This window comes from Neolewinella persica DSM 23188, from assembly GCF_000373105.1.
Taxonomy (GTDB): Bacteria; Bacteroidota; Bacteroidia; order Chitinophagales; family Saprospiraceae; genus Neolewinella; species Neolewinella persica.
In genome coordinates, this window is sequence record NZ_KB890469.1 from 207764 (window position 1) to 229503 (window position 21740).

Consider the following 21740-nt stretch of genomic DNA (forward strand, 5'->3'; position numbering starts at 1 on the left):
AGGTATCTACGTCAATAATCCCGATGCCAAATAAAATAACCCCATGACAAGATTTCTAACCCTTCTATGTTGCCTTTTACTTACCACCTGCGCAGCCCAGCCACAGCTACCGTCGGGCCAAAGTCTGCTCCACCCAGTTCCGCCCGCCCGACTTAATTTTGCGAAGGAAGGTTTCGGTGGTGTGAAAGCTTACCAAAACAAGGAAGGGCAAACCGTTATGCGGCTGACCACGACGACCCGGCCCGATAATATCTACAATCTTTCACGCTCCATCCCCCTGAAAAACGGGACCTTGAAGGCTGGCCGGGTGCTGCTCCTGTCCTTCGAGGCCAAGACCGAGCAAGCCAGCCTGGAAACGGGAGAAGGTAAACTATTATGTCTATTACGCCAAAGCGAAAGCCACAAAGACAACCTAAGCCATACCGTGAGTATCGGGAGTGATTGGCGGACGTATAACTTTCCCTATACGCTCACAGAAAACGTAGCGTCCGATAAACTCATCCTTAATCTCCAGTTCGGCTATCCGACGCAGGAGGTTTTGGTTCGAAAGGCTGATCTTACGTTGTACCCGGTGGGTACTCGGGCGGAAGACCTGCCCCGCACCAAAATAACCTACGCTGGCCGGGAAACGGATGCCCCCTGGCGCGACGAAGCCGCCCGCAGGATAGAACGACACCGCAAAGGAAGTTTCAGCCTTCAATTCGTTGATGCCCAAGGCAACCCAATATCCGATATGCCAACCCAGGTCAATCTTAAGCGCCACCATTTCGGTTGGGGCGCTGCGGTCAATGCACAGGCGATCGTCAAGGATCCCAAACGGATGGATCGTATTGCTCAGATGTTCAATACCATTGTATTCGAAAATGACCTGAAGATTAAACGATGGCGTAACGAAGAGTATCGGAATAACACGCTGTCCATAATGGACAGTCTTGCGGCCAGAAACGTTGCGGTGAAGGGACACGTATTGATTTGGCCTGGCTTCCAGTATCTCCCCCCAGTAATCCGGGAGAATAGGGGTAACCCCAATCAGGTAACTAAGCTGATGGATCGGCATGTGGAGGATATTCTTCGGCGAACAGCTGGGAAGGTTAGTCGCTGGGACGTAGTTAACGAGGCCTACTCCAATCGGGACCTCCAGAAAATCACCGGCTCGGAAGAAATCCTGTACAACGGGTTCCGAAAGTTGGCAGGCCGGGACAGCACTGTTGGCCGATTTACCAACGAATTTGGGATAATCAGTAGAGGAGGACACGATTTGGAAAAACAGCAATGGTACTACGACTACATCAAAAGAGTAGATGAGCAGACAGATGGACTGGTGGATGGAATCGGTATCCAATGCCATATGGGGTCTGACCTTACCCCACCAGAACGGGTGCTTGAACTGCTGAACTATTACGGTGAGTTGAATAAGCAAATATCCATCTCTGAATTTACTATCGACCTGGATGACCCGGAGCTCCGGTTTGATTATACCCGAGACTTTCTGACCATTGCCTTTAGTCACCCTTCGGTAAGTGAGTTCCTCTTTTGGGGATACTACGGCGGCACGCATCCGAAAGCTTCCATCTTCACCCCCGACTGGAAACTTGGAGATATGGGGTTGGCTTTCCAGTCATTGGTCCACCAGCAATGGACAACCGAGGTGAGGGGCGATACGGATACTGGCGGTCGGATTCAGGGACGTGGCTTTTATGGCGACTACGAATATCAGTTCACGATAAATGGCCAAAAGAGGGTGGGGCACTTTAGTCTGGAATCCGGGGCTGCCGCAGTATTGACACTGATGGTGGAATAGTCCGAGGCGTCCCATTGCCCCGTTAACCTCCCTTGCACCTGCGGCCTCGCCCAAAAGCTATAATTTTTCCTAAAAAGACCTTGATGTTAGTGTTTATGCGGTGTTTAGACGCAAAACATACCCTTTCAAACGCTGAGTGGACCTATAGTTAGGGCTATTGAACGTGCTTTGTGGTAACGAAATCAGATAACAAAATAACCGATCATGCCTTACTTAAAATCAACTCTTCTCCTTCTCCTTACCGTCTGCTGCCTGGGGACGGGCTTTGGCCAAAAAAGCAATAAAGTGGAAAAGATGGCCATGGAGAAAACAGAAAAACTCAACCAGGCGATCATTGCCGGAGATGCGGAAGAAGCACTTACGGCAGCCCAAGCCAAAGAAATCACCGCCCTGTACGTACAGATGACCAAAGATGTACGCGCTGTGAAAAAGGCCGGAGGTGCAGCCGATGCCATCAAGGCAGAACAAAAAACGATCCGTAAGGCCGTCAGCCAGAAAATAAATAAGGAGATCCTGACAAAAGACCAGCGTGCAGCCAAGCGCAAAGAGAAAGAATAAGCGAACGGCTACTTCTGGAGACTTCCAAAGTCGCATCAGGGAATCATGCCGGGTCGAGCGACTGTGTCGCTAGTCGTCCTTAGACCATTGCGACTCAGTCGCACAACCCGGCCACCCAGAATTCTGACGCACTCCAATATTTCTTTTCTTCCTCAAATCATTATCAATGCTGTTTCGGTCCTGGGATCGATTTAAGCTACTAATTGCTAAATCATGCGTAAACATCTACTTCTTACTTTTGCTGTTCTGCTTTTTTCCTGTTCCCTTTTCGCTCAGGCTACGATTACCTGGGATGGTGGCGGTGCTACCACTGACTGGAATGATATGTTGAATTGGGATGGCGACGTCGTCCCTACTGCCGTTGATAAGGCGGTGTTCAATACCAACGTTACTGTGACCGGTACCGCTCCCGCGGCACTCGTACAACTCCAATTGGCCAGTGGCGCCCAGGTCATTTTCGATCTTGACCTGACGGTGGGAGACGGCACTACGGCTGGAAATACCATCGAACTATTTTCCGGAGCCCGCCTCGTCATCGAAAACGGCCGGAGCTTTAACCTGCTGCCCGAGGCCAACAGTAATGGCTTCCAAATAGGAAGTGGTGCCACCGGTGCCACCGTGAACGTTAAAGGAACCGCCTCAATGACGATCACAGGCGGAAAGCATGGTGTAAATATCGCTAATGCCACGGCCTCGTTCGTGCAACGGGGCACTACTATGATCATCAATTCCACGGGGAACGGCATCCGCCTAACGGACGGAGAATTTATTAATTCAGGAGGGCTGATGATCACCGGAGCCGCACTCAACGGTATTGACAATGCTGCAAATTTCACCAATTTTCGCAGCAGCACTACTGTGCTGACGATAACTAACGCTGTAGGTAGTGGGATCAAGAATAAGGCAACGGGCATATTTATCAACGATAAAGAAATTATCATTACCGGAGGAGGCGTAACCAGCGATGGCATAAACACCGAAGGTGCTTTTACCAATATGGAGAACTCCGACATCACCACTTCCGGAATGGACGACGACGGTATCGAAGTGGTAGCGGGCACCTTCGATAACGATGGGGCCATCACTACAATGGCAAAGACGGGGGCAACCAGCGCCAACAATGCCCTGGCGATTACCGGCGGTATTCTTACCAATACGAGTAATAATTCGCTTAATGCGGACGGTGGAGACACAGGCCGTGCAATTGGTATTGCAGCAGCAGGGTCCTTGTTAAACACTGGTACAGTCACCCTTACGGGAGGTGACGATGGTAACCGGATCAACTCAGGTGGTGATGTTACAAATGATATTGGAGGAACGATTGACCTGACCGACGGAAGAATCAATACCTCCGGAACGCTGACTAACAACGGCCTCATCATATCTACCCGGGGCGCTGCGGGCATCTTCAATACAGGAACTGCCACTAACAACGCATATTTCACTTACGGTGGCGGTAATTTTGCAAGTGGCTCTGGAACTTTTGATGACCAGGGAATTGACCTGGATAAAGGTAGTAGCTGGCGTATCGACGTGATGAACGGTTGTTCGGTAAAGCTGGCTAACGTACCTTATGAGTACGAAGAAGGCAGTACTTCCGTAGGCACTTCCGCAGCAGATGGTACGTTGACTTTTGACGACATGACTTTCAGTGCGGCTGACATTAACATCAAGCCGGTTGGCCTCAGCTTCCCTACTGGCCTGAAAGTCCGCCTGCAAAACGCTACCTGTAACCCCGCCCTTCCCATTGAGCTTTCCGCGCTGGAAGCAGTCGCTATGCCTAAGTCGATTATGGTGAAGTGGACCACCGCCACGGAAATTGACAACGACTACATCGCCGTTGAACGCAGTATCGCCGGCGCCGTCTTTACCGAGATCGGCCGCGTAGCCGGTTATGGTACCCGCAGGTTTGCCGCCGATTACGAGTTGGAAGATGCTTATCCCGTATCCGGTACCAACTACTACCGCCTGCGTCAGGTTGACCAGGATGGAACCACCACTTACAGCCACGTCGTGAGTGCTGATTTTGCGGGCGCGAACGCAGGTGCAATGAAAGTTTTCCCAACCGTGGTCTCTGCTGGGGGGCAACTCAACGTTGACCTCAGGGAGATGTCTTTTGCGGTCCTGGTCCTTGCCGATGCACACGGACGCCAGGTTAGTACCTATCAGCTTGAAGGCGGAGTAGTAGCCAGCCTGCCAATCCCTAATCTCCAACCGGGAATGTATTACCTCCGTAACAGTGGCAACGCAGTCACCACAAGATTTATCATTCAGTAGGATGTTGCCTAAGTGTTTTTCGTCATTAAAACTGATGTTCCGGGAGGAATAAGGATAATCCAATTCCTCCCGGCTTTTTTGTCGCTACTAAAAAATCTATAATGAAGTATTTTTCCTTTTTACTTGGCTGTCTTTTTCTTTCCTGTTCCCTCTCCGCCCAGTACATCTGGGATGGTGGTGGCGACGGTACTTCCTGGAATGATGCCTTGAACTGGGACCGCGATGAGGTGCCCGCCACCGATTCGATGGTCGTCTTCTCAGTAGATGCTACGGTAACAGGAACAGCTCCTAATAATCCAGTCAGCGTTCGTATCAACAGTCAGGCCAACGTGATTCTGGATATGGATCTGACGGTCGGCAATGGTAATACTGCTGAGCACGCCATAACCTTTGGCGACACTTGTAGTCTTGTCATAGGTGCCTCCGGTACCATGCGTACAATCGTCGCGAACACTACAAATAATAAACACGGGATGGTCATTTTTGGCGGCTCGGAAATGGTGAACATCACGGTCAGTGAAGGATCGACCTTTGAGTTGGTATCCGGAGTGAGCGGTATCAACCTGGCTAACGCTAATTCTACCATAACGAACAATGGCAGCATCATTCTCCGGGAAGGATTAAAGGATGGAGTCCGTGTAGTTGGCACCTTCATCAATAACGGTACCGTTACCGGTGACGCACTGGAGCGCGACCTCTTCAATGTGAAGGATGGGGGAGTACTCAACAACTCCTCTACCGGAATGATCATTTCTGATCAGCCTGGAGACGACGGCATCGACTTGATTACTGGAGCTTCGTTCCTCAACGACGGAACCCTGATGTTGACGGCTAAAGACAATGCTTCTTCCGGCAACAATGCTATTGTCGTAGGTAATCCTACTTCCGCTGCTAATTTCGTCAATAACAGTACCAGCGTCGTTCTTAACGGAGGTGGGGGAGACGGAGACCTGTCTGGGCGGACACTGTCCATTGATACCCTAGGTCTTATGACTAATAACGGCGTAATTACCATTAGTGGAGGAGCTGAAGGTTCCCGGCTGTATGTAAAAGGGAACGCAACAAATGCTGTGAACGGAACCATTGACCTTACGGATGGCCGCTTCAATGTTAGTACGGCAGGCACTTTTACGAATAACGGTTTAGTCAAAACAACCAGAGAGGGCTCCGGTGGTTTCGTAACCGGGGTAGCAGTCAATAATGCTTTCTTCGATTACACCAGGAGTAACCAGTTCGCTGCTGGATCAATGGGAATCATCGTCGATATGGGCTTTAGCCTTAATAACAATGACGTGCGTGTCAACGCAATGGGGGCCTGCACCGTGGACCTGGTCAACGCGCCCTACGAATGGTTCCTCAATGGAATGTCTTATGCTACGGCCTCCGATACCGGGGCTTTTACCTTCGCGCCAATGTCGTTGATCGCGGATTCAGTAATGCTTACTACAACCATCCCTGGCGTGGAGATCAAGGTGGTCAATGTTTGCCAGGAGGCGGTGCAGACAAACGGAGTCTTCAGCCCCGCAGTGCGGGCAGTAGACTTGCGCGCGTACCCGAACCCGATTCGGCGGGACGAAGCGATTAAGCTTGATCTGAGTGGCTTCCGTACCGAATCCATTTCCTTTCGGGTGGTCAATGCCTTTGGGCAGAACTACGGAACCTACCAATTGATCGGAGGCGGCACCGCCACATTGTCTCCCGCTGGATGGAGCCCCGGTACTTACCTTATTTCTTCGGTCAGTACTAAACGGAGGTTCGTGGCAAGAGTGGTGGTTTTAGAATAACTATTTGCTGTCTCTAAAATATGCCCGGTATGAAAATTTTCACCTTGTTGTCGGTATGGTTAATGCTTTCATTAACCCTAACGGCTCAGACAAGTTATTACGTCAATCAACAAACTGGAGATGACGGTAATAGCGGTACTTCTGTATCTACTCCCTTCGCCTCAATTGATCCCGTATTCAAGGGGAGTAATGCCCTGGTTTCACCCGGAGATGTCGTTTACCTGATGGGGGAGTTTACCAATGAGAGTTACAACGGGAACTATGTATTCGATTACGGCGGTACGCCCTGTGATCCTACGGATGATAATATCAATGATCCACACATCTGGTTGTCGGAGAATACCATAAATATCAGCAATGTCCACGGTACACCGGGAAATTATATCACCATCCGGCCTTACGATGGTAGTACCATTTTAAAAGGAGACGGGAGTAATATTTTCCGGGTTAGAAATTGTTCTTATCTGAGGATTGAAGACTTTGAAATTCGGGGAGAAGCTTTTAATATTTCGCTTCAGGAGGCGTTTGCCTTGCAGTTTCTATTTGTTGATCCTAACTTATATCCTGATCCTGATTTTTCCAATCTCAGCCGTACTCAGGTTTCCCGTTACGTTGACCTTTGTTTATCGGAAGCCCAAGTGGAGGCCCTTACTTTTCCGGGAGCCGCTACTTATCCCAATGGTGTTCCTCGACCGAGTTATGTTGACACCCGGGGAATGTATTTAACGGACGTCCACCACGTTGACATCATTGGTAATAACATCCAAAGGATGCCTGGAGGAGGGATGCGTGTGGCTAGAGGTGAATACGTCAACATTATCGATAATGAGGTGGCATATAATTCGCTTCGATCCTACACCGGCACCCATGGTATGGTCGTTACCCTGGCCCAATCCGCCATTTCTGCCGGATCGGACCCGAATGATGACGACACCTATCGTATCAAAATTTTACGAAACAGGGTGCATCATAACTACAACGAGATATACTCCTACGATGCCAAAAAGACTGCTATCACCGCTCGAATCGATGAGGGTAAGGGCATCTCCCTGCAAAGAAATGAGGCAAGTAGCTGGAATAACTCCGGCTCCCGCTTCCTGGTGGCCAACAACCTCAGCTACTGGAACGGGTTCAGCGGCGTGCACACCAATCAGGGTAAGCACATGGATTTCATAAATAACACCTGCTACCTCAATTCCTATACGAATACGGAAACCTACGTGAATCCGCCGATAGGTGTTGGCTACGATCCTTTTTCCGGTTATGATCCTTATGCCGGGTACGCCCCCAGTGGTGGGAACATCGGCATCAGCGCACAGAACAGCGAAGACATCGTAATCAAGAACAATATCTCCGTGATTGATGGAGACCTGGAACGGTTTGCAATTTCAACCGATGCGACCAACGGGATTGATGATGACGGCAACCCACTGGTAGTGGAAAACAACCTGATATTTATCAATGATGCTGGCCAACTCGGTAACTTCCGGGAAGACTCGGACATTACGGCAATTGATGAAAGGACCATCATTGCTGACCCGCAATTTACTGATGCGCTCGCGGAAGATTTCTCCTTGCTGGCAGGTTCTCCGGCAATTGGACACGCTGACCCGGCGGTGGCTCCGGCTGCTGATTTTAGTGAATTTCCAAGGGATGGCGCTCCAGACGCAGGAGCTTTTGAGGCCGTAACTTCCTTCCCTGTAGACTTGGTCTCCTTTACGGCTCGCCGACACGGAAAACTGGCCGCGTTGCTCAACTGGACGACAATGAATGAGCGGGATAACGACTACTTCTCCGTAGAACGTTCCTCCGATGGAAACACCTGGTTGGAAATCGGTCAGGTCATGTCACGGGGAAATCAAGGTAGCGTGAACGGCTATGCGTTGACCGACGACAACCCGGGAAATGGACTAAACTATTATCGGCTGCGACAATTCGATTTAAATGGATCGTTCTCCCTGTCCGGTGTACAGGTCGTAAACTTTGTTGATGAGAACAATCTATTGGTATATCCCAATCCTGCGCAAAATTGGTTCGAGGTGATTGCTGTGGAAGATATGGAAAATGTCCGTTTATTGAACGCAATGGGGCAGGATGTGACGACCCAAGCGACGATTATTGTCCGGGACGATCGAATCAAGGTCGGAGTAAGCAACCTACCGCGTGGCGTATACTTTGTTCGCTTGGGAAGTCGATTAACTAAAGTATGGATACAATAACTAACATTGCCTGTTACTTGGCTAGTATTGGGCCCCGATAACTATCGGCGCGCCTGATTAAGCAGAGAGTCCGTAGACAAGTAGCCTAGTAACCGCAACGAGAAAGATTGTGAATTTTTCTTGTAGAAAGGTTGAGAGAACCACATAGTCGTGACTACTTTTGCAGCGTTGCAGGAATTGAATTTCCGAAGTCAACCTATTCAATTAAGGGAGTAAAGCGATGCTTTCTACATTTTACTGATGTAGTGGTTCCGCGCTAATTTCTTTAAACCTTTTTAACAAGTGGTGCCAAACCCGGGCACCCTGCCTTTACAAGACACCACGCTTTTAAATCCTATTATACATGCGTTTATTTTACACCCTACTCACGGTTATCGCCGTGTGTACTCTCGGCCAGGCCCAGAGCGTCATCGGTCAGGAAAATGCTCCTACTGTCGGAGATTCCTGGTCTCTTTTCTTCTTATCTGTTCCTTCCGCCCAATTCCCCGTTCCGGAGGTGGGTACCTTCATGGCCTACGATTTTACCGCAGTGGGGGACCTCATAGATGAAGATTTTGAAATTCCCATTAAAGATGTTCCACTCGATAGCCTGAGCCGAATCGACATTCTTGCCATCCCAACCGGAACAGACGAACCCGCCTTTGACAGCTTGCCCGAGACTGCGGTACGCTCCAGTTTTGTTTTCCCTGAACTAGACGATGACGGAAATGAATTCGCTTTAAGTGACGTGCTCGACGTTACCGAGGAAGGCGTTTTTCTGCTGGCGGAGTCGGACTTTGACTTCTCCACCGGAGAAATCGAAATCCTGATCGAAAGGCTGGAAGCACCCGAGCAGATTTTTACTTTCGGCCAGATGCTTGGGGACACTGCCAGGTCTACTGAAATTACCGTTGAGGATAATATTGAATTTGGAACTCAAGACTCCACATACTACACCGAGACCAGGGTTTATGCCGGTTTCGGAAGCCTTAAGACCTGGTTTGCGGAGTATGAAGAAGTAGTCGTTTACAAGACTTTTTCTGAGTTTCGTTATTATAATCGTGACTTAGGGACAGACGATCCCTTCACCATCGCCAGTGTACAGCTTTCCGTTACCTATGATTTCATTCGCCCGGGCAGCTTCGCCCCGGTGGTATGCTATTCTTACGACACCTTTGATCGTGATGGCCTGACGCCACCTGACAACGTCAACTTTAGAGTGGCAGTACCGACTAATCTGACGGATATTACTAACGTAAATACCGACCGGTTTCGGCTTTCTGTGTCTCCCAATCCTGCCAACGAGCGGGTCACTGTGGCCTTTGAGCATGCGGTGGCCGGACCAGCGAACCTCAGCTTATTTAACGCTGCCGGACAAGAGGTGCTGCACCGTGACCTGGGGGAACTGCCCGCTGGAAACCATCAACTACCGCTTGAATTTTCTACGAAACTGCCCGCCGGAACATATTTCCTGCGCCTCAGTGATGGGGTGGCTACTTCAGCGGCTCCGCTGATTATTAAATAGTCAGATAGTTTATAGTCCATAGTCCATAGTCAGGTAGTTTTGGACGACTATTTGACTATGGACTATCTGACTACCGACTAATAAGGCGCGGCCGCAGGAGCAAGGGAAAGTATTGTGTAGCAGGGTTATGGTGCCTGGCTAATCCAAACTGCCATTGATGTGTTTCTTCTTCAACAATGAAGCCAACCACTCAATTTCCACGGGTCTACTTCAATGACCTCCATCGGATGCCCTACCAGGAAGCCTGGGACCTGCAAATGGACCTCCATGCCGCCACCGTAGCCCGCAAAAAGGCCAACCGTGAATTGGTCAAAACCGGTACCACTCCCGGCCCGCAACACCACCACCTGCTGTTTGTCGAGCATCCGCCGGTGTACACCCTCGGTAAATCCGGCTCGGTGGACCACCTCCTGCTCAACGAGGACCAGCTCCGCGAACAAGGATTTACCTTTCATAAAATCAACCGGGGCGGAGACATCACCTACCACGGCCCCGGCCAGCTGGTCGCCTATCCAATCCTGGACCTGGATGAGTTTTTTAACGATGTGCACAAATACGTGCGTTGCCTGGAAGAGGTCGTCATCCGTACTTGTGCCGATTTTGGCGTTCTGGCCGAACGCGACGAGGGCTTCACCGGCGTCTGGCTCCCCGGTGACCCGGCGCGGCGGCAGCCGCGCCGCAAAATCTGCGCCATCGGCGTCCACCTCAGCCGCTGGACGACCCTGCACGGCTTCGCCTTCAACGTCCGCCCCAACCTCACGCACTTCAATAACATCGTTCCCTGCGGCATCAATGATGCCGACCGGGCAGTGACCAGCCTAAGTGTGGAAGTAGGTCGGCCCATCGAACTGGCCGAAGTCAAACCCTTCGTCAAACGTCATTTTCAGGAAGTCTTCAATTTTTCCTGGGCGGAACCCACCACGGCGGTCTGACGTTGCATCTTTAGGGCAAACCTGCAACTTGTAACCTGCAACCTGTAACCTGCAACTTGCAACCTGCAACCTGCAACCTGTAACCTGCTATGACCGAGCAACAACTCATCTCCGGCTGTAAAAGCAATGACCGCCGCGCGCAGCGCATGGTCTATGACCGCTACAGTCCGGTAATGCTGGCAGTAGCCCGGCGATACACCGCCCGGGATGCAGATGCAGAAGATGTGCTGGTGTCGGCTTTTTTCAAGGTTTTTGATAAGATCGGCACCTTTACCGACAGCGGTAGCTTTGAAGGCTGGATTCGTCGCATTGTCGTCAACGAAGCCCTTATGTTGTTGCGTAAAAAACATGCCTTGAAACAGGCTTCTGAACTGACGGATGTTAATCCTACCGCTTTCGCCGTTCCCGCCGAAGCAGCCAGTCGCCTGGCTGAGGCAGACATCATGAACCTCCTTGACCGGATGCCGCCCGGCTACCGTACCGTCTTCAACCTCTACGTGGTGGAAGGCTACAAACACCGGGAAATTGCCGAGTTACTCGGCATCAGCATCAATACCAGTAAATCTCAGCTCATCCTTGCAAAAAAACGCATGCGGGAGCAATTGGAATTGCTGGGCTATACCTCCCATAACCAATAAAATCAAGTCTTATGGCAAGCTTTGATCCATTCGAGAAAGAATTTCGCACCCGGGCCCAGGGCCTGCGTCGCACGCCCTCTAACCAGGGCTGGAACCGCATTGAACAGCGGCTGGACCGTCGCCGTCGTGGCGGCGCCTCTATCTTCGGCATCCGGCCATGGATGATTGCGGCACTGGTGCTGATCGTTGCCGGCGTGTCCATCATTTCCAATATTGCAGAAGACCGTAATAATCCCCTGGCCAAAAGGGCCGAGTTTATGGAGGAATTGTCTTCCCCTTACGTCCCGGAGCAGACCTTCGAGCCTAAGGAGTACTTTAATGGCATCCCCGCAGAAGTGCTGGAAGCCGGCGCGGTGGAACGGGACCCGGATTTCCGGGAGGTGCCGGTGGCGCGGAAGTACCAGGTGCGTGGGTAGGGGCGGAGCGAAATCCTCGTTGAGCATATAGTCAACGTTTCTCATTGACAAAAATGTTACAACTACAGTATTAGTAAAAAATGCTTCGATTAGTTTAACCCGAATGGGTTTTATCTATAGTTGATAACCCGACACCAGTCTGAAGCCATTTACCGATGAGGTGCCACGGATAAATTTGCTTGGGATAAAATCCCTTTGATACTTGATGGAAAAAGTAAATTTCTCCTTTATCATTAGCCCCAAGCCTAAATAGCCATTAAAATTAGAGGGGGATAATTCGAAGGAAGATGAATTGTCGTCATAGGTAACTTCTCTGGTAAGGTACCAACTGTATCCAATGGAAGCATCGATGAATAAGCTTACTACTGGTTTAGTCAATGGGTAATATCGAAGTCCTAGAGGGATTTCAACCGCACTGTAATTAATATTTAATATGGTTGAGTCAACAAATGCTCTATTCTCGAAAAAGAGTGTACTCTTCTGCTTGTGATGCAGAAAGTTTGGACTGGTAAAAAAGCGAAGTCGGTTATTTAGATAGGAGGAGTTTAATTCAATTTCAAAGCCAGGCCTAAATAGGAGTTTCCCACTGTAAGGCACTCTTCTACCATATGCGGGGTCTAGTAGAATAGTTACGTTAGCTAAAAATACTCCGGGCTGGACGGAAAAGTTTATTTTTTTGTTTTCGCTTTTATCTTCTCTATGGTCCACGAATGGTGCGTTTCTGCAGGTGTTTTCGACTATGAAAAGTCGCCTTAGGTGTTTTTCAGTGTAGGAAGTTTTTCCAACTGCTCTTTCGTCTCGGTCATCACAAGACAAATCGGTTTTCAATTGAGCTCGGTAAAAATCATTCGTCAACACTTGGCCAGAAGTACTAATGTAATCCCGATTAATCAATTCAGTGATCTCTACGTTTTCAACCTGATAGAAAAATTTCGTGGTTTTTGGCTGAGAATAAGAGTATAAACTTACTTCTCCCATTACTATCGGTCTTAGTAGGGTACTCTCTACTATAAGGTCAGGATTTCTCGTACTCGGCAAGTTCCCGGTAATGGAAGATGACTTATCTATGGCTACTAGCTTTCTGATAAAATAGGAGCCATCTTCAATTTTAATTTCCTTTAATGCCGCTGTCTCAATACGCTTAGAGTTCCCCTCTTCTGTGCTTTTTATAGTTATAAATTTGGGGATATAACGCCAACCTAAATCCTTAATTAATACTACTTCCTTACTACCATCAAGATAAGCAACGTATCCGGGTTTGAAAGTAGCCTGTCCATAAATTGAACCCGTAAAAAAAAACAGCGCTATCAGCTGAAGGATGAAACTTTTCTTCATAATGGGTACTCTTTAAACCTACTACTTCCTCGTCTACTTACCAAAGAAGGAAGTATTGGATATTCAGAAAATAGATGGAAGAATATTTTTGGTAATGTAACATATCTACAACTCAATAATGCTAGCCTTTATTTTCACTACCGCCTCCCATAGGGCACTTAGTAATTATCGCTTTGAATTTCCAAAGCTAAGAAAGTAAAGTTTCTATTTCTTGGCCAAAAGACTTAACCCTCGAAGAGATACCCACTTGGTCCTGCCACCAAGAAGTAAAAGCCTCCCAAAACGATCAAATGAACTTAATAACCAAAAAGTAAGTAATATTGACGCATGTTTCGCCTCCTTATCCTCCTGGTAATCCTCCTTTCCGCCCCCGCCGTATCCGCGCAGGCAGATAACTTCGACGGTCAGGTAACAGCGATTGAACAGCTGATCGAAAAGAAACGATTCAAAGGCGCAAATGCCCAGGCTAAAGCCTTAGTGGAAAGTGGACTACAGGCCCGGCTGCCCCTGGTGGAAGCTGAAGGACGACTGCTTCTCGGGCTTAGTATTCTGGAGGATCCGAAAGCTACGGCAAAGGAACGGGTGGCGGGGATCCATGAATTACGAAAAGCCGCGCAGGGGTTCAGAAAAGACAGTAAACGGGATAAGGTAGCGGAAGTAGTTGCCTTGCTGAAGGAGTTTGCGGGCGATGAATCTATCGACCTACAGCAGCTGCCCTCCTCCCGACCAGATAATTTGCCCCTCATCCCATCCGCCGATTCCCTGGAATCGATCAGCCTGGAAGCCATCGTCAGTTTGCAGCAAAAAGAGATTACTGCGCTTAATGACAGCCAGCTGCGACAGGTTATTCTATTGGAGCGTCAGCAAAATGCGCTGGATGTCAGTGAGTTTTCCAGGCTTAACGACAGCGTACTGTTGCTCCGGCAGGAGCAGATCATTGACCGTCAGCAAACGGAAGTCACCACTCAGCGGCTGCAGCGGAACCTGTTGATCGGTTTGGCCCTGGCCACGCTGGTGGTTCTGGGCGTCATCTATTCCCGTTTCCGTTCTTCTCAGCGCTACCGCGCTAAGCTGGAAATACAAAACGCCATCATTGTCGAGGAACGGCAACGATCAGAGGAACTGCTGCTCAATATTTTGCCCGTTTCCGTAGCAGCAGAACTGAAAGAAACCGGAAAGGCTACCGCCCGGCTTTACGAATCAACGACGGTGTTGTTTGCAGATTTCAAAGGCTTTAGCCGGCTGGCTGCATCTACGGAACCTGAAGTATTGATCAACTTACTGGATGAAGCCTTCCGGGCCTTCGATGAGATCATCTCCGAGCATGGTCTGGAAAAGATCAAGACCATCGGTGATGCCTATATGTGTGCCGGTGGCCTGCCCGAAGAAATCAAGGACCACGCCCAACGGGCCGTCCGCGCGGGCCTTGCCATGCAAGCCTACCTTAACGGCAACTCGAATTTTGATGCGCGCATTGGCGTGCACTCCGGGCCAGTGGTTGCCGGTGTGGTGGGCAAGCATAAGTTTGTTTATGATATTTGGGGGGACACCGTTAACCAGGCCAGCCGGCTCGAAGTAGCCGGAGAAATCGGCAGGGTAGCGGTATCGCGTACTACGCGTGATTTACTTGGGAAAGACTTCGTTTGTGAAGCTGCCGGTTCTTTTGAAGCAAAAAATATTGGGCTGATGGAGCGGTTCTTCGTTACGAAGTCGTAAAGCCTCACTTTTACCGGATTTACTGTCCAGCGGCACACTACTGAACATTTTTTATTTCAGCTCGGAACTTCCTGTCGCCACCGAGTGCTACTTGTTGCAAGGGTTGCAGTAGTTGCAGGGGGTACAGCACCTGCAATTCTTATAACTAAATTCCTTAGAAGCAGCCATTCCAGCGATTTAAGCAAAATGTCCGGCAGTGTGGTCCAGAGGTCATGCTATGGTTAATTGGGCAAGCGCATTTTCAGGCGGGAACGCAGGTGCAAGGTGAGTTAGAGGGCACCCGCCCATTGCTCATTCTACCTTTCCCTGCACCTGCGGCCGCGCCCCCTTCTTCCCCCTGCTGTACCAGCTTACGAGTCCGATAAGCAACAGGAGCCCCAGCAGAAAGCCTCCTACTACATCGGTAAACCAATGCGCACCCAGGTACATGCGGGAGAAGGGAATGGTAATAATTAAGAATATGGACAACCCGCCAACTAGTCGGCGTACCCACACCGGCCAATGTTTATTCCGGTACACCAACAGGGCAAGGAAACCGAAGAACACCACGTAAAACGTCACGTGACCACTGGGGAAACTCGCATTCTGGAATTCCCGGATCACGCGTACCAGATCAGCAGTGGGCCGGGTACGGTCGAAGAGCCGTTTGATGAGGGAAATAATCGGGATGGCACCCAGGCTCATTACCAGGAAAAGCGCCTCCCTGCGTTTCCGGAGAATTAAGAACGTCAGGCAGCTCGTTCCTACCGTAATCAGGCCTCCCGGAATGGTCGCGAACCAACTAATTATCCACATCAGCTGGTCAAGCCATTCTGATTGGTACCGTTGCACTCTGGTAGACATGCGTACGTCGAACCCCTGGGAAGTGAACACAAAAACTAAAATAGAAAGCGCAGCAAAACCTACTATGATCGCGGTGATGATGTGGAGTAACAGTCGCTCGTCCCGGCGAAATAAAGCAATGATTCTTTTTTTCATGTAAATGGAGCCTTTGCCTTAGAAACACAAGATGGTAGTCGTGGTGTTCGGCCACGTGACCGAAGGTCAGTTCAGTAAATAAAAAGACGGCTCCCCTGAGCAGGAGGAGCCGTCGAAATTACACTGTACTGGGATTAATTTTGAGTCTAAATACCGGGTGCGATCGTCACCTTAATCACGGAGTTAGTCGCTGGGATTGTGAAATTATGGCGGTCCGCTGCTCTGGCAATGTTTTCGTCTTCATCTGGTCCAACGTTAGTAGCCATGGCGTCTTGTACGGGCTTTTGGTCAGGTCCGGTCCCGGGAGCAGTATCCTGCTCCGTACCTGCATCGTAAACATTTACGCGGCTGGTGAGGTCACCGGAAAGCGGCGTGGTACCGTTGAATAATTCGACGCCGCCGCCAGAGAAGGCGTAGAACCAGTCGTTAGATTGTACAAACATGGTCTCGAACTGAAACTTGTCTCCGGGAACGGCCGAAACGGTAAAGGTTACGGACTCGCCGGCAAATACGGCCGGGCCGTTGTCCGGACCACCGGGGGAGGTCTGTGCGGCAAAAGATTTTACGTTGGAATCAGCCCCCAGAATGGCAAGCATCTCATCAGGGAAACCGTCTTCGGCAATTCGTGCGGTTCCGAGGTTGGCTTTTTGCCCGACTTCAAACATCGGGTCACCACCCGCTGCAAATACTGCCCAGGTTGGTGGGCTGAGCGGAACGGTACCCATGGCCCGGTCAGTGGCGACGGTTTGAGGGGTCGAGACGTTCTCAATGGTGACGGTAAATTGGGTAGGTAGTACCATATTGTCATCGTCGTCTTCGCAAGAACTAATGAGTGAAACAATACCGATGAAGAGGAATAATCTGAAAAAGTTAGTCATTTGGTTGGTTTTTTGGTGATGACACCGGCCCGATAAAGGCCATAGTTAAGGGTCATCAAATAAAAAGAGTAAGCGAATAAAATCAGGTTTGTCGTTGTTTCGCTTACTATAGGTACGTAAGCGTACCATCATCCGGATTACCGGAACATGGGCTAAGGTTATCTGCCGACATTATTAGTAGTTACCCTGCTACTCACCGAACAAAGAGGGCAATAAGCACGATAATTCACGTCCCATTTTTGAGGAATGCCCGGAACTTCTTTAATCTATAATTTCTTTCCTCCTCTTCGCAACCTTGCGGCATAACGGACTGTTTACTCCATGAAGGTCCGCAAGTTTACCCACCGCGGAGTCCTAACGGGGACGTACCGGAATCGACAGGGGAGTAAGCTTTGTAGTAAGCACGCCGGAGCATGATTGGTTACTCCGTAAAAAATAACGATTACAATTCTAGTTGGCACTCCCAGCTACGCTATGGCAGCCTAATCTTAGATTAGAACCATAGTATATAGGCCGCATGGTTGAGGTTCCATACACATCACGCCGCCTTCACCCCTTTGGGACTAGTCTCCGACCCTAATCCGAGTCATGAGGCGAAATTTAGGATTTAAGGTCCGGACATGAGAGGTCGACCAATCTCCCCCCGGACTCGAAAATTTTGACTGGCCGATAAGCGTGTAGAAAGCTGCCTTGCGCTTTCGCTGGACGCGAGTTCGACTCTCGCCGTCTCCACCCGTCTGGGGGAATTTCTTTCACAGGAATTCCCCCAGTTACTTTATCTCCGCTACGCGCGGAGCAAGAGAAGTCTTAGTCTTCGGATTAAGGCTTACCCTGCCTCGAACTTCCGCCAAAGTTCGGGGCTTTTTGTTTGGCAGAGAGTGAGTTGGTGAATTAGTGAGTCACTGAGTGGCTGCCGCCGTTGCCACTCATTTCGCTGCGCTCATTCGCCTAAGGTGAGCAAGCAAAGCGCCGCGAACGGCCCTTGCGGCAGCCCAATCGCCAATCGAATATCTGTCTCGCCTGCCTCATGCGGTAGCCCAATCAAGAATCGAGAATCACCAATCGAGAATCGAGAATCGCTTCTCCTCAAACCCAAACCAAAAACGGCACCCCCGCCACCTTCCCTTCAACCACTGCGTTTTGTCCGAACACCCTGGCCAGTTCGTGCACTTCTCCCGACGGAACGTCGAAAAGAAATACACCGATCTCGGTGGGCCAGTTGCCTTCGGGATCCCGGCCTGCGGCCGGGGCAAATGGTAGCCCACCTACCCGTAATAATTGGTGGAGACTTTCCTGCCTTTCGGTGTTATCCGCCGGAGAATACAACACAGAACGTGGGTTGAAGGCCGTCAGGAAAGCGTATTTTCTGTAGCCTTGCTCGGTCAGCCAATCATCAAAATCAGGGTGATGCTGACCTATTTTTAGCACAAATTCATGGAAGACATATTCAGCTGATGTATAGCTTACATTCAGCTGCTCGTCGTAATGTGCGGGGCGCTCGTCGGAGGAAGGTGCAGACATAGTATTTGCTTACGTACCTTTGCGGCCCTTTAAGGGCGTTAGCGGCGGATATGAATCGGTCAGGATGCGCTTCAATAATACGGAAAAAGTAACTATCGTATGGAGATGGACAGAAGTACCGTCATCGGCCTGGTGTTAATCCTGGCAATTTTTACGGTTTGGCAAGTGATGGTCGCACCTAGCGCCGAAGAACTGGAAACGCAGCAGCGCTACCAGGATTCAATCGCTTTACTAAATCAGGCTGAACTGGCCCCCGCTCCGGTAACGGAGGCCTCAGCCTTTACACCGACTGACCTGCAAGGGCTAACCGATTCAGCGCGGACCGCCAGGTTTGGCAGCGAGTTCGGCGCTTTTGCCATGGCAGCCGCAGGTGAGGATAAGGAAATTAAAGTTGAAAACGACCTGATGATCGTCACCTTTAGTACCAAAGGTGGAGGCGTAAAGCAGGTCGAGCTCAAAGAATACTTTAAGATAACGGAGAATGAAGACGGCTCCGAGAATAAGCTACCGCTTTATCTGCTGGAGGACCAGAAAAACCGCTTCGAGTATATCCTGCCGGTCAACGGTGTATCTGGAGAGGGCATCAAAACCAGTGACCTCTACTTCGAGCCTGTCCTGGAAGGCCAAACTGTGATCATGCGGGCTCCAGCCTCCGGCGGTGGCTACTTCGAGCAACGCTACGTACTGCGCGACAGTACCTACCTGATGGACTACGACTTGCGCTTCGAAGGGCTCAATCAGGTACTTGCTCATAATGAGACTATCCAGTTACAGTGGGATAACCACCTCGATAAGATCGAAAAGAACAGCCAGTACGAAGCGAGCTATTCGACGATGTACTTTAAGCCCATCGATGATGGCTCCAGCTATTGCTCCTGTAATGGGTCGGATACGGAAGAAGTACCGGAAACTAAGCTGAAATGGGCTGCGGCCTCTCAGCAGTTCTTTACCGCTGCGCTGATCGCAGACGATGCCTTTGCGCCTGGAAGTAAATTTGCCACCATTGCACCCGATGATGTTGATCTTTCTACCGATCTCAAGCAGGTTTCTGCCACCATTAATATTCCGGTGGGCAAGTCCGCTTCTGAGGTCATTGGTATGCAGTTCTACGTTGGCCCCAACGAATTTGAACGCTTACGGGCCATTGGCTACGATATGTCTGACGTCATCAGCTTCGGTCGGTCCATTTTCGGAGGGATCAACCGCTGGGTCATTCGGCCACTGTTCAATTTCCTTTCCAGCTTCATTGGAAACATGGGTATTGCCATTCTTGTACTTACCCTGATTGTGAAATTAATGGTGTACCCGCTGACGTATAAAATGTTGGTCAGCAACGTAAAAATGCAGTTGCTCAAGCCCGAGTTAGAGAAAATGAAGGCGAAGCTGAAAGACGATTCTCAGGCGCAGCAGGTACAGCAGATGAAAATGTACCAGGAGTATGGGGCGAGTCCGTTAGGTGGCTGTTTACCGATGGTATTGCAAATGCCGATTTGGTTTGCCTTATATCGTTTCTTCCCCGCTTCGATCGAGTTCCGACAAGAGAACTTCCTCTGGGCCAATGACCTCAGTACTTATGACGTACTGACTAAGATCCCTGAATGGATTCCCTTCATGCAGGGGCACATCAGCTTGTTCGCCGTCCTGTGGGCCATTACCACGGTTATTTACGCTTACTACAATAGTAAGCACATGGATTACAGTGCCCAGCCGATGATGAAGTACTTCCAGTACATCATGCCAATCATGTTCCTCGGGTTCTTCAATAGTTTTGCTTCCGGACTGACGGCTTACCTCCTCTTTTCCAACACCTTCAACATTGCCCAAACGATCATCACGAAGAACTTCCTGATCGATCACGATAAACTGAAGGCCAAAATGGATGCCAACAAGAAGAAGCCCAAAAAGACCACCGGGTTCTCCGCAAGGTTGCAGGAGGCCCTTAAGGAGCAGCAGAAGCAGCAGGGGAAGAAGAAGTAATCAGGTTGTCGGGTTGTCTTATCTGACAACCCGACAACCCAATATCTTGACAAGGCGCGGCCGCAGGTGCAATTACAGCCTCCCAAACAGCAGAGTAGGGTAGCTGCGGTATTGCTGCCAGCCTAAAACTTCCTAATTTTAGTTTTCTTTTAACGGATTCATTGTGCAATTACGGTGACTACTGCATCAACCCAATGTCTTAATTACCAGCTGGCCCAAAGGACCAATATTACCAAAAGACCAAAAGACCAACCATGCGTTACGCCATCCTTTCAATCCTCCTGCTTTCCCTTCTTTTCGGCTGTAACCGGGATGCTTCGAATGCCACGTCTTCCGATGGCAAATTCCTGGCCCCCGCTAATCAGCCCGCTAAAAGTACCATGCCCGATAAAGGCGCCGTTACCAAGATGGTCGAAAACAAAAAAATGATCGAAGGCCCAAATGAAGCGGTTGTTGATGACGTGAAAGTTGCGGAAGAGGGATTGACGGATGCCGATATCGCTGCCGCAAAGCGGCCAGGCTCTCGTCGTACCCCTTCAACGGCTGATCAAGCCAGGGCCACGTCGGTTCCTGAACAAGAGACTCCCCGATCTATGCCCACGCCTGCTGCTTCCGGTAAACCGGTGCTGGACTACGACCGACCGCTCTTCGCCGTCAGCAAAACCGCCTGCTACGGCGAATGCGAGCAGTACAGTCTTACCCTTACCAATGATCGTCAGCTTATCCTCAATGCCAAAAAGCACATGGATAAAAAAGGGGAGTACCGCCTGCGGCTCAATGCTCAGGAATACAACTCCCTGATCTCCGGCCTTGATTCTTTAAACCTGGATCAACTTCCTGCCGTATTCCCCCGTGACATCGAAACGATCCCCGCTGATGTACAAGCAACCGTTCTTCGCTTTCCTGAGAGCGTAGGGAGTACCGAGATGAAGAAAGTGGAGGTCTACTTCGATGCCCCCGATCAATTGGCTTCCTTCCTGAAAAGATTCGAAGCGATGGTGGCAAGAAAGGACTGGGTGGCCGTTAAGCCTTAAGTCGCTGAGGACTCATGTTTATGATAATGCCCCCCACTAACAATAATGATCACCCGCAGTTCTGAAAGGATGCCTTTTGCAGCGACGGGAGACGAGCTGGGCGAATCCAATGACGGCCACCATCGCAATTTTGCGACAGTCGATCTTCTGCAACCGAAGTGTGTCTACCTTC

General features: G+C 50.0%; 16 protein-coding genes and 1 other RNA gene. 13 read left to right on the forward strand and 4 right to left on the reverse strand.

The features are described 5' to 3' along the window. The first annotated feature begins 43 nt into the window (after positions 1-43). The 9 genes from B036_RS0124510 (at position 44) to B036_RS0124550 (ending at position 12129) form a co-directional block, all read left to right on the forward strand. A complete protein-coding gene (locus B036_RS0124510) occupies positions 44-1801 on the forward strand; it encodes an endo-1,4-beta-xylanase (RefSeq protein ID WP_083926307.1) in 1758 nt (585 codons plus the stop codon). 204 nt (positions 1802-2005) lie between these two features. Continuing rightward, complete coding sequence (locus B036_RS0124515) at positions 2006-2359, forward strand: hypothetical protein (RefSeq protein WP_020571390.1); 354 nt, start codon at positions 2006-2008, stop codon at positions 2357-2359. A gap of 213 nt (positions 2360-2572) precedes the next feature. Continuing rightward, a complete protein-coding gene (locus tag B036_RS32630; RefSeq protein WP_020571391.1) occupies positions 2573-4636 on the forward strand; it encodes an autotransporter outer membrane beta-barrel domain-containing protein in 2064 nt (687 codons plus the stop codon). A 101-nt stretch (positions 4637-4737) separates the two neighbouring features. Then, positions 4738-6420: a hypothetical protein gene (locus B036_RS0124525; RefSeq protein ID WP_020571392.1), complete on the forward strand. Its 1683-nt coding sequence runs from the start codon at positions 4738-4740 to the stop codon at positions 6418-6420. Between the two features lie 29 nt (positions 6421-6449). Next, complete coding sequence (locus B036_RS0124530; protein WP_020571393.1) at positions 6450-8639, forward strand: T9SS type A sorting domain-containing protein; 2190 nt, start codon at positions 6450-6452, stop codon at positions 8637-8639. Positions 8640-8982: 343 nt separating this feature from the next. Then, the gene (locus tag B036_RS0124535) at positions 8983-10143 is read left to right on the forward strand and encodes a T9SS type A sorting domain-containing protein (RefSeq protein WP_020571394.1); all 1161 of its coding nucleotides are present in this window, start codon (positions 8983-8985) and stop codon (positions 10141-10143) included. A 176-nt stretch (positions 10144-10319) separates the two neighbouring features. Then, positions 10320-11075: a lipoyl(octanoyl) transferase LipB gene (gene lipB / locus B036_RS0124540; protein ID WP_020571395.1), complete on the forward strand. Its 756-nt coding sequence runs from the start codon at positions 10320-10322 to the stop codon at positions 11073-11075. Positions 11076-11164: 89 nt separating this feature from the next. Further along, positions 11165-11713, forward strand: coding sequence for an RNA polymerase sigma factor (locus B036_RS0124545; RefSeq protein WP_020571396.1), 549 nt, complete (start codon positions 11165-11167; stop codon positions 11711-11713). 11 nt (positions 11714-11724) lie between these two features. Next, the gene (locus B036_RS0124550) at positions 11725-12129 is read left to right on the forward strand and encodes a hypothetical protein (protein WP_020571397.1); all 405 of its coding nucleotides are present in this window, start codon (positions 11725-11727) and stop codon (positions 12127-12129) included. Positions 12130-12243: 114 nt separating this feature from the next. Here the strand turns inward: B036_RS0124550 and B036_RS0124555 are convergent, their stop codons facing one another. Further along, the gene (locus B036_RS0124555) at positions 12244-13464 is read right to left on the reverse strand and encodes a porin family protein (protein WP_020571398.1); all 1221 of its coding nucleotides are present in this window, start codon (positions 13462-13464) and stop codon (positions 12244-12246) included. A 327-nt stretch (positions 13465-13791) separates the two neighbouring features. On the opposite strand from B036_RS0124555, the gene B036_RS32635 reads away from it, so the two are divergent. Then, a complete protein-coding gene (locus B036_RS32635; protein ID WP_020571399.1) occupies positions 13792-15180 on the forward strand; it encodes an adenylate/guanylate cyclase domain-containing protein in 1389 nt (462 codons plus the stop codon). A gap of 291 nt (positions 15181-15471) precedes the next feature. Here B036_RS32635 and B036_RS32640 read toward each other — a convergent pair whose 3' ends face one another. Next, positions 15472-16158 carry a phosphatase PAP2 family protein gene (locus tag B036_RS32640; protein ID WP_020571400.1) on the reverse strand — a complete coding sequence of 229 codons (687 nt, stop codon included), beginning with the start codon at positions 16156-16158 and terminating at the stop codon, positions 15472-15474. Between the two features lie 146 nt (positions 16159-16304). Beyond that, complete coding sequence (locus B036_RS30960; RefSeq protein ID WP_020571401.1) at positions 16305-17036, reverse strand: spondin domain-containing protein; 732 nt, start codon at positions 17034-17036, stop codon at positions 16305-16307. A gap of 359 nt (positions 17037-17395) precedes the next feature. Here B036_RS30960 and ssrA point away from each other — a divergent pair. Continuing rightward, positions 17396-17771: a transfer-messenger RNA gene (gene ssrA / locus B036_RS33085) on the forward strand. A 351-nt stretch (positions 17772-18122) separates the two neighbouring features. Here ssrA and B036_RS0124575 read toward each other — a convergent pair. Continuing rightward, positions 18123-18557 carry a DUF3293 domain-containing protein gene (locus B036_RS0124575; RefSeq protein WP_020571402.1) on the reverse strand — a complete coding sequence of 145 codons (435 nt, stop codon included), beginning with the start codon at positions 18555-18557 and terminating at the stop codon, positions 18123-18125. A 105-nt stretch (positions 18558-18662) separates the two neighbouring features. Here B036_RS0124575 and yidC point away from each other — a divergent pair, with 105 nt between their 5' ends. Then, on the forward strand, positions 18663-20534 hold the full coding sequence (yidC, locus tag B036_RS0124580) for a membrane protein insertase YidC (RefSeq protein ID WP_157472385.1): 1872 nt from the start codon (positions 18663-18665) through the stop codon (positions 20532-20534). Positions 20535-20788: 254 nt separating this feature from the next. Next, a complete protein-coding gene (locus tag B036_RS0124585) occupies positions 20789-21568 on the forward strand; it encodes a DUF6438 domain-containing protein (protein ID WP_020571404.1) in 780 nt (259 codons plus the stop codon). Positions 21569-21740 lie beyond the last annotated feature (172 nt).

What these genes read in the sequence shown, in the direction of transcription:
- B036_RS0124510 (WP_083926307.1), top strand. Translation starts at nt 44, where the DNA reads ATGACAAGATTTCTAACCCTTCTATGTTGCCTTTTACTTACCACCTGC.
- B036_RS0124515 (WP_020571390.1), top strand. Translation starts at nt 2,006, where the DNA reads ATGCCTTACTTAAAATCAACTCTTCTCCTTCTCCTTACCGTCTGCTGC.
- B036_RS32630 (WP_020571391.1), top strand. Translation starts at nt 2,573, where the DNA reads ATGCGTAAACATCTACTTCTTACTTTTGCTGTTCTGCTTTTTTCCTGT.
- B036_RS0124525 (WP_020571392.1), top strand. Translation starts at nt 4,738, where the DNA reads ATGAAGTATTTTTCCTTTTTACTTGGCTGTCTTTTTCTTTCCTGTTCC.
- B036_RS0124530 (WP_020571393.1), top strand. Translation starts at nt 6,450, where the DNA reads ATGAAAATTTTCACCTTGTTGTCGGTATGGTTAATGCTTTCATTAACC.
- B036_RS0124535 (WP_020571394.1), top strand. Translation starts at nt 8,983, where the DNA reads ATGCGTTTATTTTACACCCTACTCACGGTTATCGCCGTGTGTACTCTC.
- lipB (WP_020571395.1), top strand. Translation starts at nt 10,320, where the DNA reads ATGAAGCCAACCACTCAATTTCCACGGGTCTACTTCAATGACCTCCAT.
- B036_RS0124545 (WP_020571396.1), top strand. Translation starts at nt 11,165, where the DNA reads ATGACCGAGCAACAACTCATCTCCGGCTGTAAAAGCAATGACCGCCGC.
- B036_RS0124550 (WP_020571397.1), top strand. Translation starts at nt 11,725, where the DNA reads ATGGCAAGCTTTGATCCATTCGAGAAAGAATTTCGCACCCGGGCCCAG.
- B036_RS0124555 (WP_020571398.1), bottom strand. Translation starts at nt 13,464, where the DNA reads ATGAAGAAAAGTTTCATCCTTCAGCTGATAGCGCTGTTTTTTTTTACG.
- B036_RS32635 (WP_020571399.1), top strand. Translation starts at nt 13,792, where the DNA reads ATGTTTCGCCTCCTTATCCTCCTGGTAATCCTCCTTTCCGCCCCCGCC.
- B036_RS32640 (WP_020571400.1), bottom strand. Translation starts at nt 16,158, where the DNA reads ATGAAAAAAAGAATCATTGCTTTATTTCGCCGGGACGAGCGACTGTTA.
- B036_RS30960 (WP_020571401.1), bottom strand. Translation starts at nt 17,036, where the DNA reads ATGACTAACTTTTTCAGATTATTCCTCTTCATCGGTATTGTTTCACTC.
- B036_RS0124575 (WP_020571402.1), bottom strand. Translation starts at nt 18,557, where the DNA reads ATGTCTGCACCTTCCTCCGACGAGCGCCCCGCACATTACGACGAGCAG.
- yidC (WP_157472385.1), top strand. Translation starts at nt 18,663, where the DNA reads ATGGACAGAAGTACCGTCATCGGCCTGGTGTTAATCCTGGCAATTTTT.
- B036_RS0124585 (WP_020571404.1), top strand. Translation starts at nt 20,789, where the DNA reads ATGCGTTACGCCATCCTTTCAATCCTCCTGCTTTCCCTTCTTTTCGGC.